Genomic DNA, 14,055 nt, shown 5'->3' with positions numbered 1-14,055 from the left:
CCATCCGCTCCAGTCCATGTCCCAGGAGGACCCCCACGTGTTGACACCGAAATCCACCTACCGGCTGCAGATCCGGAGCGAGTTCGACCTGCAGCGGGCCGCGGCCCTGGTGCCCTACCTGCACGACCTCGGGGTGGACTGGGTGTACCTGTCGCCGATCCTGACGGCGGAGAAGGGGTCCGGTCACGGCTACGACGTGACCGACCCCGCCACCGTCGATCCCGACCGCGGTGGCCCGGACGGCCTCGCCGCTCTCAGCGAGGCCGCCCGGGCGGCGGGCATGGGGGTGCTCGTCGACATCGTGCCGAACCACATGGGCATCGAGACGCCCGCCGACAACGCCTGGTGGTGGCAGCTTCTGAAGGAGGGCCGCACCTCGCGCATGGCGGATGCGTTCGACGTCGACTGGGAAGCCGGGAACGGGCGCGTCCGCGTGCCCGTCCTCGGTGACGGCGACGACGAACTGGCCCAGCTCGAGGTGGTCGACGGCGAGCTGCGCTACTACGACAACCGGTACCCGATCGCCGAGGGGACGGCGCACCCCGGGGACACGGGTGCCGAGGTGCACGCCCGCCAGCACTACGAACTCGTCAACTGGCGTCGCGCCGACAGCGAGCTGAACTACCGGCGTTTCTTCGCCGTGAACACCCTCGCGGGCCTGCGCGTCGAGGTCCCCTGGGTGTTCGAGGAGAGCCACAGCGAGGTCAAGCGCTGGTTCGACGAGGGACTCGTGGACGGCCTGCGGATCGACCACCCGGACGGCCTTGCCGATCCCAAGGGCTACCTCGAGAATCTCCGCTCCCTCACCGGCGGTGCCTACGTGCTCGTGGAGAAGATCCTCGAGCCGGGTGAGAAGATGCCGGAGGACTGGGCCACCCAGGGCACCACCGGCTACGACGCGCTCGCGGACATCGACCGGCTCTTCACCGACCCTGCCGGGGAGCACGCCCTCACAGCGTCGGTCCCCGTGGACCTTTTCCACGAGATGATCCACGGCACCAAGCGCGGCATCGCGGACGGCATCCTGCGCTCGGAAGTGCTGCGGATCGCGCGGCTCGTCCCCGCCGACGCCGGGCTCGACGCCGGCGCCGCAGCGGATGCGATCGCCGAATTGCTGACCTGCTTCCCGGTGTACCGCAGCTACCTGCCCGGTGGCGCGGAGTACCTCGCCGAGGCGGTACGGGACGCCCAGGTGCGTCGGCCGGACCTGGCGGACAACATCACCGCGCTCCACCCGCTCCTCAACCCGTTCCTGGACGGGGGCCCGGGAGAGCTGACGGAGCTCGCGCAGCGGTTCCAGCAGACCTCCGGCATGGTCATGGCGAAGGGCGTCGAGGACACGGCGTTCTACCGGTACTCGCGGCTCGTCTCCCTCAACGAGGTGGGCGCAGACCCGGGCATCTTCGCGATCGATCCGCTGGAACTGCACCGGCGACTGCTCGAGCGTCAGACGGACAGCCCGCTGGCCATGACCACCCTCAGCACCCACGACACCAAGCGCAGCGAGGACACCCGGACGCGCATCTCGGTGCTGTCCGAGATCGCCGAGGAGTGGACGGGCATCCTTGGGCAGCTCGAGGAGTTGGCACCCATCAAGGACCCCACCTTCGCGCCGCTGCTCTGGCAGTCCCTCATCGGTGCGTGGCCGCTGAGCAGGGAACGTGCCCACGCGTACGCCGAGAAGGCGTCGCGCGAGGCCGACCTCAGCACCCACTGGACCGCACCGGACGAGGAGTTCGAACGCGGCATGCATGCCGCGGTCGACGCCGCGTTCGACGACGACGCCGTCACCAGCATCATCTCCGACCTCGTGGAGCGCATCCAGGCAGCCGGCTGGTCGAACTCGATCGCACTGAAGCTGCTGCAGCTGACCATGCCGGGCGTACCCGACGTGTACCAGGGCACCGAATTCTGGGACACGTCCCTCGTGGACCCGGACAACCGGCGCGAGGTCGATTACGACGCACGCCGGCAGGTGCTGACCGATCTGAACTTCGGGGCGCTGCCCCAGCTCGGGTCGGACGCGCACGCCAAGCTGCTCGTGGTCTCGCGTGCCCTCAAGCTGCGCCGCGACCGGCCCGAGCTCTTCTCCGGCTACACCGCCGTGGCTGCGACCGGTGAAGCTGCCGACCACGTCTTCGGCTTCGACCGCGGGGGCGCAGTCACGCTCATCACCCGCCTGCCGTACGGACTCGCAGAACGCGGGGGTTGGGGCGACACCACGTTCGAACTGCCGGCCGGTAGCTACACGTGTGCACTCACCGGCACCGCGGTGACCGGAGGCACGGCGCGTGCAGCCGACATCTTCTCCACCTACCCTGCAGCCCTACTCGTCCAGGAGGACGCCTCATGAGTTCCATCTTCGACGTCTGGGCCCCCCGCGCCGAGTCCCTGATCCTCGTGGCCGACGGCACGCAGTACGCGATGACCCAGGGCGAAGGCGGATGGTGGCATCCCACCGATCCGCCGTCGTCGTCGGATGTCTCCTACGGCTACCTCGTCAACGGGTCGGACACCCCGGTGCCCGACCCACGGTCGCGCCGGCAGCCCGAGGGTGTGCACAAGCTGTCCCGCACCTTCGATCCGGCAGCGCACGCCTGGCAGGACGAGTCCTGGCAGTCTCCGGGCCTGACCGGCGGGGTCATCTACGAGATGCACCTCGGTACCTTCACCCCCGAGGGGACGCTGGACGCGGCGATCGGGAAGCTCGACTACCTCGTGGACCTCGGTGTGCAGTTCGTGGAACTGCTGCCGGTCAACGCGTTCAACGGCACCCACAACTGGGGCTACGACGGCGTGCTCTGGTACGCCGTCCAGGAGACGTACGGTGGGCCGGCTGCGTACCAGCGCTTCGTCGATGCGGCACACCAGAAGGGTCTCGGGGTGATCCAGGACGTCGTCCACAATCACCTGGGTCCGAGCGGCAACTATCTCGGCCTCTTCGGCCCGTACCTCACCGAGGGCATGTCGAACACCTGGGGTGATTCCCTGAACCTCGACGGACCGCAGTCGGACGAGGTGCGCGACTACGTGATCGAGAACCTGCTGATGTGGTTCCGCGACTACCACGTCGACGGACTCCGGCTCGACGCCGTGCACGCACTCCACGACGAGCGTGCAGTGCACATCCTCGAGGAGTTCGCGACGCGGACCGACGAGTGCGCCGCGGAACTCGGCAAACCGCTGTTCCTCATCGCCGAATCGGACCTCAACAACCCGCGCCTCATCCAGAGCCGTGACGCCGGTGGGTACGGCCTCGCCGGGCAGTGGAGCGACGACTTCCACCACGCGGTCCACGTCAACCTGACACGTGAGACCGAGGGGTACTACCTCGACTTCGACTCCGTCGGTGCGCTCGCGAAGGTCCTCGAGAAGGGGTTCTTCCACAACGGCACCTATTCGTCGTTCCGGGAACGGCACCACGGCCGGGAGATCGACCCGTCGCGGGTGTCGCCCCTGCAACTCGTCGTCGCGGCCCAGAACCACGACCAGATCGGCAACCGCGCAGCCGGTGACCGCATCAGCGCCACCCTCAACCCGGCGCAGCTCGCGCAGGCCGCGGTTCTGACCATCCTCGGTCCCTTCACCCCCATGCTCTTCATGGGGGAGGAGTACGGCGCTTCGACGCCGTGGCCCTTCTTCACGTCGCATCCCGAGCCGGAGCTCGGGAAGGCGACGGCGGAGGGGCGCCTGAAGGAGTTCGAGCGTATGGGGTGGCGTCCCGAGGACGTCCCCAACCCGCAGGACCCGAAGACGTTCGCGTCGGCGAAGCTGGACTGGTCCGAGGTGGAGCAGGGGCACCACGCCGAGCTGCTCTCCACCTACCGGGAACTCATCCGCCTGCGCCGGTCGCACCCTGAACTGCGGGACGCCGACTTCGGCAGTATCTCCGTGGACTTCGACGAGGAGAACCGCTGGATCGTGCTCCATCGCGGCAGCACCGACGTCATCCTGAACCTGAGTGATGCCATGGTGACCGTGCCGGTCCGCGGCGCCGACGCCGAAGTCCTGCTGTCCACGGTGGACGGTGTGGGCCTGCTCGCCGACACGGTCCAGCTCCCGCCCCATGCGTCACTCGTCCTCAAGCCGACGGCGGCGTAGGGCAGGACCGGCTTCTGTCCTGCACGTCGCGCGTCGTCAGGCGGGCGGCCGTGGAGGGCTATGCGTCCGTGCTCCGTGTCGTTGGTCCTCAGGCGAGCGGCGTAGGACTGGACCAGCTTTCCGTCCAGCATCGTACTCGTCCTGAGCTGGGGTGCCGGGCAGTTAGGCCTTCCGTCGTGCATCGCGCCCGTCCTCGGACCAGCCGAGTCTTCCGGCGGGCGCGAGGCTCATCCGCCGGCGGGCTGCGGTGTAGGGCAGCAGGGTGATCCCGTCCCACAGGTTGCTTCTGCTCGGCGCAGGACGGAGGCATGGGGCAGGACTGTGCAAGGGTTCCGACAGGACTGGCGCCGGAGGAGCAACCCGCTCGTTCCCTTCGGCCATACTGGGCCGAATGCCCTTCCCTGAGGAGATGAGGTCCCGCCGCCGAAGGCGGTTGGACCCGAACGTATCAGGAGCGGGACCCGGCAAGAACGAGGTGGCGACAACGGCATGACCCTGGACATCACGACACTGCGGATAGCGTTCGGCGCCATCGCCATTACCCTCCTCGTCCTGTTCTATACGGTCTCGTTCCGCCAGACCCGCTCGGCCTACAGTGCCTGGTGGTGCGCGGCCATCGGGTTCTTCTTCACGGGGACTTCCGCGTTCCTGCTGGACGGCACGGTCCATCAGGTATGGGCCAACCCACTGGGAAATACCCTGCTGGTCATGGGTACGGTCAGTGTCTGGGCGGGAGCGCGAACGCTGCGCACGAGCAGGCCGGCGTGGCTCCAGCTGGCGGCAGCGCCGCTGCTGACGCTGTTCGCGTCGTTCCTGGGCGATCCGGCCACCGACACATGGCCCGGCGGCGCCGTGTTGCTCGGCATGATGTCGCTGACCATAGGCCTCGCGTCCTGGGAACTATGGCGTCTACCAAGCAGCTACAGCAAGGTGCAGGTTCCTCTGGCGATGGCCTCCGGGTTCCTCGCGGTCCTCTATCTCGCACGGTGTATCGCGTTCGTGGTGGGTGGTCAGAACGGTTACCTCTTCACTACCTTCTTCGGCTCCGGGATCACGACTCTGGTCACCATGCTCCTGCTCGTCGTCGTGTCGTTCAGTGCTGCGGCGCTGAGCGCGGAGCAGATCGCCACCGATCTGCGGGCACGCGCGGATCGGGATGCGCTGACAGGCCTGCTCAACCGATCGGGCTTCCTCGACGTCGCCGTTACCCAGGCGGACCGCCTGGAGCGCACGGGCCGTCCGGGAACGCTGATCCTCGCTGACCTCGACTACTTCAAGTCCGTCAATGACACCCACGGACATGCGGCCGGAGACGCGGTTCTGAAAGCCTTCGCCGAGGCATGCACGGAGACGGTGAGGTCCACCGACCTCGTGGGGCGCTACGGCGGTGAGGAGTTCATCTTCCTGTTGCCGGGCGCCTCGGTGGGCCGGAGCGAGGACATCACCCGCGATGTCAGCATGGCTCTCCGGGGATACTCGACTCCCGGGGGGTTCGAGTTGCCGACCGTCAGCTACGGGATCGTTGCGATCGAGGCTGTCGACTACGACCTCGACGCCGCCATAGCTGCTGCCGATCGCGCGCTGTATGCAGCGAAGGCCAGCGGTCGGGACCGCTCGATGCGGGCGATCGGGCCCGCCCTTGAGAAGGAGCGGGGCTCCTCGACGGACACCCCTGACGATTCAGTGAGCGTCTGAGTACGCGTTCACCGTCGGTCGTCGCGTCGCGTCGCGTCGGTCGTCGGTCGTCTCGACATTGCGCCGTCCGCCGTGGACCGTCGAGAGTCAGCACAGTAGCTCCCTGTGCTCGTTGCGACGTGGCACCCGCCGGGGATCGACGTAGGCCGGGGAAGTGAACCACGGGATACCGTTCCTCACGTCGATGGTCCAGTTTCCCTGCTCGACGAGCCGGTGGTGGAAAGAACAGAGCAGGCACCCGTTCGAGATGTCTGTTCGTCCGCCGTCCATCCAGGGCGTGATGTGGTGCGCTTCGGTCCAGACCGCCGGGATGGTGCAGGAGGGGAAGGCACAACCCTTGTCACGTGCAACCAAGGCCCGTCGCTGAGCCACCCAGAAAAGACGACGTGCGCGGCCGACATCGAGGATCTCGCCGTGACCACCCAGGACGACCGGGATGATGTCCGCATCGCAGGCCATCTTCCTCACCACCCGCGCACTGACGGGACCACCGAAGACGCTATGGCCCGCCCCAGGGCCGATGGCCGATCGGTGCCAGGTTTCGCCGGTCGAGGAGCGTGACTCTCCCACATGCTCGCGCCCGATATCCACGGTGCTGGGGTATCCAATGCTTTCGGATGGGGCGCCCACATCGCGCGAGGGGCTGTGCCCTCCGGGCCATGTACCCGGGTTGTCGGGGTAGCCGATGGTTTCAGCCAGGGCACTGGCGTTGCGCGACCGGCTGTCCACTCCTGGCTCGCCGGGGGTCTCATTCCTCCGACCGTGCTCGCCGTAGGTGCTTCCCGCCCAGTGGTGAACTCGTTGCTGCACCTGTCCGACGAGAGACCGGTAGTCGATGGTGACCATGACCTGAGGACGATGACCACCCGTCGCAGGCAGGGTATCGGTCGCGAGGGCGACCTGGCAGGCTCCCACGAGCCCGTCGAGCAGGAGTTGAGGACGCGTTCTCCTCTCGAACGAATCGGCGCCCGCGTCATGGGAGATTGTTCGCGCCTCCCGGACCGGCATGGGGACGGATCCCGGTCCAGCAGGGTCACCGGCCAGGATCTCGGTGGCGGGCGCGGGTGCAGAATCGGGTTCAGCACGGTCATGAGCCTCGGAACAACCCGAGTGAGGGCTTACGGCATTCTTGCCCTGCCCCGGGTGATCTGACCGCAATCGGGGATTGGCGGCGGTGTTCATCACCGTCACGAGGTACTCGAACTGCTCGTCGTCAGCCGCTATTTCGAGCCGCTGCAACCCGCGTCGCCTCCCCCTGAGGAAGACGCCCTGCTGAGCTCGCAGCGTCTTCTCCGTGGGTTCGGCACCGTCCGGATCCAGGACAGACTCCCACCGACGCAGCACCGTTTGAAGTAGGTCGCCATCGGCTTCGATGGCTTGGGCTGTGAGATTGTCCTCCATGGCGCGCACTGCTGCCGGTGTGGCACTTGTGCGGACCCGATCCACACCATTGCTGATCTGCGTGGCTGCATATGCTCCGACCTCGCCGGCTCGGAATGCTGCTGCCAGCACCCCGTAGCGCGGCGGACACCGGTCGCCGGTCAGGGTCGGCTGTTCCGTGACGGCCAGTCCGAGTCGCACCCGCCGTCGGGCTTCGACCCTGGTGATACGAAGCCGAGCCCGGAGGAAGTCGGCGGTGTCCTTGAACTCGGCCTGCTCCCGTGGATCGGTGTCGCCGCCCGTCGAGACAGGGCCCGACCACGACAGCGGCGCTGAACTCTCCGCGACGTTCGTGATGCGCTGCCGTTCCGCGGCGGCCGCTCCCACAACCTGCAGGTACTCCACCGTGCGGGCGAGGGCCTCCACCGTTGCCAGCGACGCCACCAGTTCGGCCACCGGAAGGAGATCCGCCTCGGCGGCGAATCGCTGCCCCACCATGGTCAACCTCGGTGCGAGGGCGGTGAGGGAGTCCTGCATGCCGGCTGCGGGGTCCACGAGTGCGAGTGACATGACTCGACTTTATTAGGATCTATGTACTATTGATGCTCATCGAACGCTATGTGGACAACTCGTTGCCGGACGTTCCCTTCCCGGAGAATCCGCTTCCTTGACCGGCTCAGCACCTCGGACCAAATCCCTGAGGGAATCGGGGAAGGCGACTATTGCACCGCACCTCCGGCGGTGCTCCAGGGCGTTGTTCTGCTTGAATCGTGCGCGAAGGACGAGGCGGCGGACGTTCCGACCCGACCGGGACTCGTCCACCTCTCGAAGACTCCGATTCCTTCAGGCCTCTGGCATGGTGATCTGGATGGGTGCGGCATCGGATGGCCGGGTCTGTTCCTCGGACCTGGCCCGGGTGACGCACACCATCTCCCTGCCCGAGACGGTCAGGACGGAACACCTGGATCGGCTCCTCGACGGAGAGCCGGTCCGAGATACGAAGGACACCTGATGCTGCGATTCCGAGAAGCCGCCCCGGACGATTGGCCGGGCATCTGGGCCATCATGAAGCCGGTTGCCCGAGCCGGCGAGACCTACTGCTGGGACACATCCATCGATGAGACCGCGGGACGGCAGGAATGGCTTCCCGGTACGTCCGGGTCCGATCCGACGCTCGTCGTCTTCGTGGCCGTGGAGGCGGGCACTGACCGTGTGGTGGGTACGGCACAATTGCACGCCAATCGGGGCGGCAACGGCGCACACGTCTCCAACGCATCCTTCCTCGTCGCCGCCGATGCCGGGGGCAGGGGTGTGGGCCGGGCACTCGCAGGACACGTGCTCGACGAAGCGCGAGCAGCGGGTTACACCGCGATGCAGTTCAACGCCGTCGTGGAGACGAACGAGCGGGCCGTCGCCCTGTGGATCTCACTCGGCTTCTCGATCATCGGGACCGTGCCCGGCGCATTCGTGCACCCGTCCGCGGGACCGACCGGCCTCCACATCATGCATCGGTTCCTCTGAGGCCGGCTCACCGCCGGAACATGGAAGGGGAAGGACGACGCCGGTCGTCCTCCTGCCCGCCGATGACGACGCCGGTTCAGACGGGTGGGGCGACGGCGGACGCCATCCGGACGCCATCCGGATGCGGAAGGGGCGGGACGGCGGTGGACGCCATCCTGCCCGGTGGATGGCCCCGCCCGTTCACGGTGGGTCCGAACAGCTGCGGGCGCGATCCGCCGGACCTGGGCCGGGGCGGGATCAGCGGCTGGTCCACGATCGTGCCGGAGGGCCACCCGGTCCGCCGACCCGAGCCGTTGTGCGACATGAACGCGAAAGTTAGCATGATGCCCGGGGAGGGTCCCGGTCTCACCCGATCTCCGTCAGGAGTAGTCCGATGACCGATTTCTTCACCATGCAGCCCGGCGAGACTGCTGCTCCGCTACCGGACCGCCCGGTCCTGTGCACCGGGTCGGCGACGATGCGCCGCATCCACCGGTTCTTCCTCTGGGCGTACGACGAGGCGCCCGGCCTGGTGCGATCCGTGCAACCGCACGACACCACCCGAGCAGAGTACGTCGGCGAGGTGCTCGGGAATTTCGACAAGCTGCTCCACCTCCACCACGAGGGCGAGGACGTGCTCATGTACCCGCAGTTGGCGGAGCGGGCACCGGCGTGCGCGTTGCACGTGGAGCAGATGCTCGAGCACCACCGGCAGGTCACACAGCGCCTCGAGGCCATCGAGCCCGTCCGCCTGCGCTGGATGACCACGGCGGACGCTGAGGCCGGGGAGGACCTCGCCCAGCGCTATACGGACCTGTCCGCCGTTCTCCAGGTGCACCTGCGCCGCGAAGTCACGGAGGTGATGCCGGTCGTGGACCGGGTGCTGACCGAGCGGGAGTTCAAGGGAGCCGGGCAGCACGGGATCAACCGGCTGGACAAGAAATTCCTGGTCGGCAACCTCGGGATGGTGCTGGCAACGAATCCGCCGGCGGACCAGAAGGAACTCCTCAGGGAGATCCCACCGCCGGTCCGCCTCGCCTACCGTCTCGTCGGGCGCAGGATGTACCGGCGACAGCACTCCACGCTCTTCCCGGGACGCGCCATCCCTGGGACGCTCTAGCCCACTCGGTGAGTCGGTCGGTCGGGAACGGCGGAACGCCCGACGGTGCGGCCAAGGAGGCCCCGGACGTCAGGGCCTCGGTGGAGCCGATCATCCCTCCGCAGGTGACCACCCGTCGCCGCCACGCTCCGGTGCGGCAACACCGCTGGCGGGACAGGGCGGAAGCAGTCGGGCCGAAAGCGGACGGCGATCGCGCTCGAGGACGCACTTCCGGGACACAATGGGCGCATGAGTGCCACGACACCCGTCCCTGATCCGCTCCTCGGCGTCTGGGCCACGCTCGGCGAACCGCGCCTGACCGCTGCGCTGGCAGGATCGGGCGTCGGCTGGGTAGGCCTCGACGCACAGCACGGGCACTTCGACGACCGCGCCCTCCGCGACGCGCTGGGCCACCGGACGGAGGGAGCGGCACCGATGCTCGTCCGCGTCGCCGCGAACGACGCCGCGTTGATCGGTCGGGCGCTCGACGCGGGAGCCGACGGCGTCGTCGTGCCCCTCGTGGACAGCGTTGCCGACGCCGAGGCAGCGGTGACAGCAAGCCACTACCCTCCCCATGGTGGGCGCAGCTGGGGGCCGCTGCCCGGCAGCGATCCGGTCCACAGCCCCGGCTCCGATGGCGGCAGGCACGCGGTACCGCTGTGCGCCGTGATGATCGAGACCGCTGCCGCGCTCGCCGCGGTCGACGCGATCGCCGCCGTACCCGGCGTCGACATGATCTTCGTGGGCCCGTTCGACCTGTCGCTCGCACTGGGGACGGACGTCGACCACCTCCTCGCGTCGCACGGTAACGAGGACGCGCCTCTCGCACGGATCACCCGCGCCTGCACGCGTGCCGGGATCGCCGCCGGCGCCTACGCCGGTACCCCCGAGCGGGCGGTGCTGCTCGCTGCGGCCGGTTTCCGGTGGATCGCCGCCACCACCGACGCCGCACTGGTGACCCTCGGGGTCGAGGACGTGCGCCGGCGGGTGCGGTCCGGGGGATCGACTCAGACCCAGGACGCCCGCAGTGCGGGGAACGCCTCCTCGTAGCCCGCGAGCGCCCTCGCGGCCGCGTGGAACGAGTCCACCAGCGGATGCCCGGCGAAGGCGCGCAGGGCGGCGTCGCGGTCGTGGTGGACCGCCGCCTGCACCGTGTCCCGCTCCACGGCCTTGACCGCGGACATGAGTCCCAGCTGGTGCGACGTCAGGGGCGCCGCGGGCAGGGGACGGGCGCCGTTCGCGTCGACCGTGGACGGCACCTCCACGACGGCGTCCTCCGGCAGCCCGGGGAACGTCGGGCCATTGCGCACGTTGAGGATCAGCTCGGCACGCCGACCCGTGAGCAACGCGCGCATGACCTGCAGGGCCACCCGCTCGTAGCCGCCGCCGGCGAGGTCCGCCTCGTCGCGCTCCTCGTCCTCCGAGCGGGCCTCGGCGAGGTATCCCGATTCGCGCTCGCGGCGCGCGGCCTCCCACACGGCGAACGGGGCATCGGCGGCGAGGAGGCGCGGGTAGAGGTCCCGCTGCTGGTCGCGGAGGATCTCCCCGCGCGTCCTGTCCGCACCGCCGATCGAGCGAAGGGCCTCCCGATGGAAGTAGTAGTAGAAAAGGTACTCGTTGGGCAGGGAGCCGAGCACCCGGAGAAGGTCGGGACCGAAGAGCCGTCCCTCCTCGAAGCCCGCGAGACGCACCGGATCGTCGAGCAGTGCGGGGAGGCGGTCGGTTCCGCCGTCGTCGAGCCTGCGGAGCCAGCCCAGGTGGTTGAGGCCCACGTAGTCGACGCCGGCGAGCGTACCGCGCAGGTCCACGCGTGCCGCCCGTGCCGCACGGGTGACGAGGCCCGACGCCGAGTCACAGATCCCGACGACCCGGTGTCCCAGGACGGTGGCGAGCGCCTCGGTGACCATCCCGGCAGGGTTTGTGAAGTTGACGAGCCAGGCGTCCGGCGCGACGGCGCGCATCGCCGTGGCGACACGCATCATGTCGGGGATGGAACGGAGGGCGTAGGAGATGCCGCCGGCACCTACGGTCTCCTGGCCGAGCAGCCCGGCGGACAGGGCGACGCGTTCGTCCAGGACCCGCCCCTCCGCCCCGCCGCTACGGACCGCCGCGAACACGATGTCGGCATCCTGCAGCGCGTCCTCGAGCCTGTCCTCCACCCGCACCGACGGCGCGGGATGCTCCCCGTGCAGCGGCACGGCGTCGAGCACGCGGGCGATCGCGTGGGCCCGCTCGGGCCGGGCGTCCAGCAGGACGACGTCGGACACGAGCCCGGCGAAGGGACCGTCGGCGAGCGCACGGTAGACCAGCGGGACGCGGAAGCCCCCGCCGCCCACGATGACGAGGCGTGCGCCGGGTCCCACCGTCTCGGGCATGGTTCGTCCCACTTCCGTTTGCGCCGTGATCGGGCGTCCGACCGGTTCCTCGGCGACACAGCCGCTGCGCGACCGGCGCCTTGCACGTATTCTGCCGTACATGCTCCAACAGCACCGCTTCGATCCGCTGGCGGCCACCCGTAGCCCGGACGGGCCCGAATTCGACCTCCTCCTCGCCGGCCAGGTGTTCTTCGACATCATCTTCACGGGCCTCGAGCAGCTGCCGTCGCCGGGCACGGAGGTGTGGACCGAGGGGATGGGCTCCGGTCCGGGCGGGATCGCCAACCAGGCGATCGCCGCGAGCCGGCTGGGCCTGCGCACCACCCTCGCGGCCGCCTTCGGCGACGACGGGTACGGCCAGTTCAACTGGGACGTGCTGCAGGACCAGGAGCACGTGGACCTCTCGCGGTCGCGCGTGTTCGGGCGGTGGCACTCCCCGGTCACGGTCTCCCTCTCGGTGCATCAGGACCGCTCGATGATCACGCACGGGCACGCATCTCCGCTACGGGCCTCCGAACTGATCGGTGCGCCGCCGTCGTGCCGCGCTGCCATCGTCAGCCTGGACCGCGAGGTAGAGCCCTGGGCCAAGGCTGCCGCGGCCAATGGCACCAAGCTGTTCGGCGACGTGGGCTGGGACCCTGCAGGGGAGTGGGCACCCGAGACTCTGGCCACGCTCGACCACTTCCACGCGTTCATGCCGAACGCCGCCGAGGCCATGGCCTACACCCGGACCGACGATCCGTGGGCCGCCCTGTACGCGCTCGCTGACCGCGTCCCCGTGGCCGTGGTGACGGTCGGGCAGCAGGGCGCCATGGCGATCGACTCGCAGACCGGTGAGGAGGAGTGGGTGCCGGCCCTGCCCGTGTCCGCCTACGACCCGACCGGGGCGGGCGACTGCTTCGGGGCGGCGTTCGTCATGGGCGACCTCGCGGGTTTCCCGCTCGCCGACCGCCTCCGCTTCGCGAATCTCTGCGCCTCACTCTCCGTCCAGCACGTGGGCGGTTCCCTGGCCGCACCCGGATGGGGCGACATCGCCGACTGGTGGCACTCGGTCAACGCGGGCCGTGACGGCATCCGGCGGCAGTGGGTGCGGCGGTACGCCTTTCTGGAGGACCTGGTGTCGGACGTGCCCACGGAGGCGGTGCGCCGGGCGACGGCCACGATCGCCCGCCACTCCGACGCGTCGCCCTCGTTCCGCCCGTCCGACGTCGGCGGGGACCTGGACGGGGCTGCCGAGGAGTCGGCGAGTGACCGGGAGAACTGCTCGCGCTGATGGGATGTCGCCGGGAAACGCCGGCGAGCCGGGGCCCCGGGCCGTCAACCGCGTAGCGCAGCAGCCTCTCCGAGCCAGCGGGCGTACAGCGCCCAGGGGTCTCCGACGCCCGCGGCGAGCCGCCCGACGTGCTGCTCGAGCTCCGGCGCCGCCTCGAACCACTCGGAGCGGTCGAGGCGCGAGTCCGCGAACTGCTCGTGCCGACGTCGCTCGACGAGCCGGTCACCGCGTTCGAACGCGAGGACCTCGTCGTGCCAGATCCTGGCCAGCCGCTGCCGCGGGTTCGCCGTCGTCCCGATCTTGATGCGGTCTCGGAACCGGAGGTAGTAGACGACGTCGACGCGCGGCGGCGGCAGGCCGTCGTCGAGGACGTCCCCGACCCGCCACTCGCATGCCGCGCACACCCAGCCGGAGGGATACCGCACACCCACCCGTGAGCCGCACGCCGCGCATGGCGCCGGCAGCAGGTCGGTGACGCCCCAGGAGCCCTCCGCCCACTCGGCGACCACCGCCACGTGCGCCGGGCACAGCGGGAAGGGACTTTCGCCGGTCTCCCTGCCGCACGTCTGCCCGTCGTCGTCGGGCAGCACGCACCCCGGACCGGCGGGCAGGGAATCGAACACGGCTTCGAT

At 69.2% G+C, this 14,055-nt stretch carries 10 protein-coding genes; 7 read left to right on the top strand and 3 right to left on the bottom strand.

Going from position 1 to position 14,055, the window contains the following annotated elements:
- Nucleotides 1-37 precede the first annotated feature (37 nt).
- The 3 genes from treY to ACX80N_RS00435 all read left to right on the top strand — a co-directional run bounded on the left by treY (nt 38) and on the right by ACX80N_RS00435 (nt 5,796).
- Nucleotides 38-2,353: a malto-oligosyltrehalose synthase gene (gene treY / locus ACX80N_RS00445; protein WP_459337873.1), complete on the top strand. Its 2,316-nt coding sequence runs from the start codon at nt 38-40 to the stop codon at nt 2,351-2,353.
- A complete protein-coding gene (treZ, locus tag ACX80N_RS00440; protein ID WP_459337872.1) occupies nt 2,350-4,101 on the top strand; it encodes a malto-oligosyltrehalose trehalohydrolase in 1,752 nt (583 codons plus the stop codon). The genes treY and treZ overlap by 4 nt, the downstream gene beginning before the upstream one ends.
- A gap of 489 nt (nt 4,102-4,590) precedes the next feature.
- A complete protein-coding gene (locus ACX80N_RS00435) occupies nt 4,591-5,796 on the top strand; it encodes a GGDEF domain-containing protein (protein WP_459337871.1) in 1,206 nt (401 codons plus the stop codon).
- An 87-nt stretch (nt 5,797-5,883) separates the two neighbouring features.
- Here ACX80N_RS00435 and ACX80N_RS00430 read toward each other — a convergent pair whose 3' ends face one another.
- A complete protein-coding gene (locus ACX80N_RS00430; RefSeq protein WP_459337870.1) occupies nt 5,884-7,746 on the bottom strand; it encodes an HNH endonuclease in 1,863 nt (620 codons plus the stop codon).
- A 441-nt stretch (nt 7,747-8,187) separates the two neighbouring features.
- Here ACX80N_RS00430 and ACX80N_RS00425 point away from each other — a divergent pair, with 441 nt between their 5' ends.
- The 3 genes from ACX80N_RS00425 to ACX80N_RS00415 all read left to right on the top strand — a co-directional run bounded on the left by ACX80N_RS00425 (nt 8,188) and on the right by ACX80N_RS00415 (nt 10,825).
- Nucleotides 8,188-8,697, top strand: coding sequence for a GNAT family N-acetyltransferase (locus tag ACX80N_RS00425; protein ID WP_105032877.1), 510 nt, complete (start codon nt 8,188-8,190; stop codon nt 8,695-8,697).
- A gap of 373 nt (nt 8,698-9,070) precedes the next feature.
- Nucleotides 9,071-9,796, top strand: coding sequence for a hemerythrin domain-containing protein (locus ACX80N_RS00420; RefSeq protein WP_459337869.1), 726 nt, complete (start codon nt 9,071-9,073; stop codon nt 9,794-9,796).
- Nucleotides 9,797-10,024: 228 nt separating this feature from the next.
- Nucleotides 10,025-10,825 (top strand): HpcH/HpaI aldolase family protein, encoded by an 801-nt coding sequence (locus tag ACX80N_RS00415; protein ID WP_459337868.1) that lies wholly within the window; start codon nt 10,025-10,027, stop codon nt 10,823-10,825.
- Here ACX80N_RS00415 and ACX80N_RS00410 read toward each other — a convergent pair.
- Nucleotides 10,783-12,150 carry a family 4 glycosyl hydrolase gene (locus ACX80N_RS00410; RefSeq protein ID WP_459337867.1) on the bottom strand — a complete coding sequence of 456 codons (1,368 nt, stop codon included), beginning with the start codon at nt 12,148-12,150 and terminating at the stop codon, nt 10,783-10,785. The genes ACX80N_RS00415 and ACX80N_RS00410 overlap by 43 nt on opposite strands.
- A gap of 100 nt (nt 12,151-12,250) precedes the next feature.
- On the opposite strand from ACX80N_RS00410, the gene ACX80N_RS00405 reads away from it, so the two are divergent.
- Nucleotides 12,251-13,423, top strand: coding sequence for a carbohydrate kinase family protein (locus tag ACX80N_RS00405; protein WP_459337866.1), 1,173 nt, complete (start codon nt 12,251-12,253; stop codon nt 13,421-13,423).
- A gap of 44 nt (nt 13,424-13,467) precedes the next feature.
- Here the strand turns inward: ACX80N_RS00405 and ACX80N_RS00400 are convergent, their stop codons facing one another.
- The gene (locus ACX80N_RS00400) at nt 13,468-14,046 is read right to left on the bottom strand and encodes a GIY-YIG nuclease family protein (RefSeq protein ID WP_420808251.1); all 579 of its coding nucleotides are present in this window, start codon (nt 14,044-14,046) and stop codon (nt 13,468-13,470) included.
- Between the last annotated feature and the right edge of the window lie 9 nt (nt 14,047-14,055).

Source organism: Arthrobacter sp. MDT2-16 (genome assembly GCF_054510925.1).
This window is presented reverse-complemented; position numbering and strand designations above follow the sequence as displayed.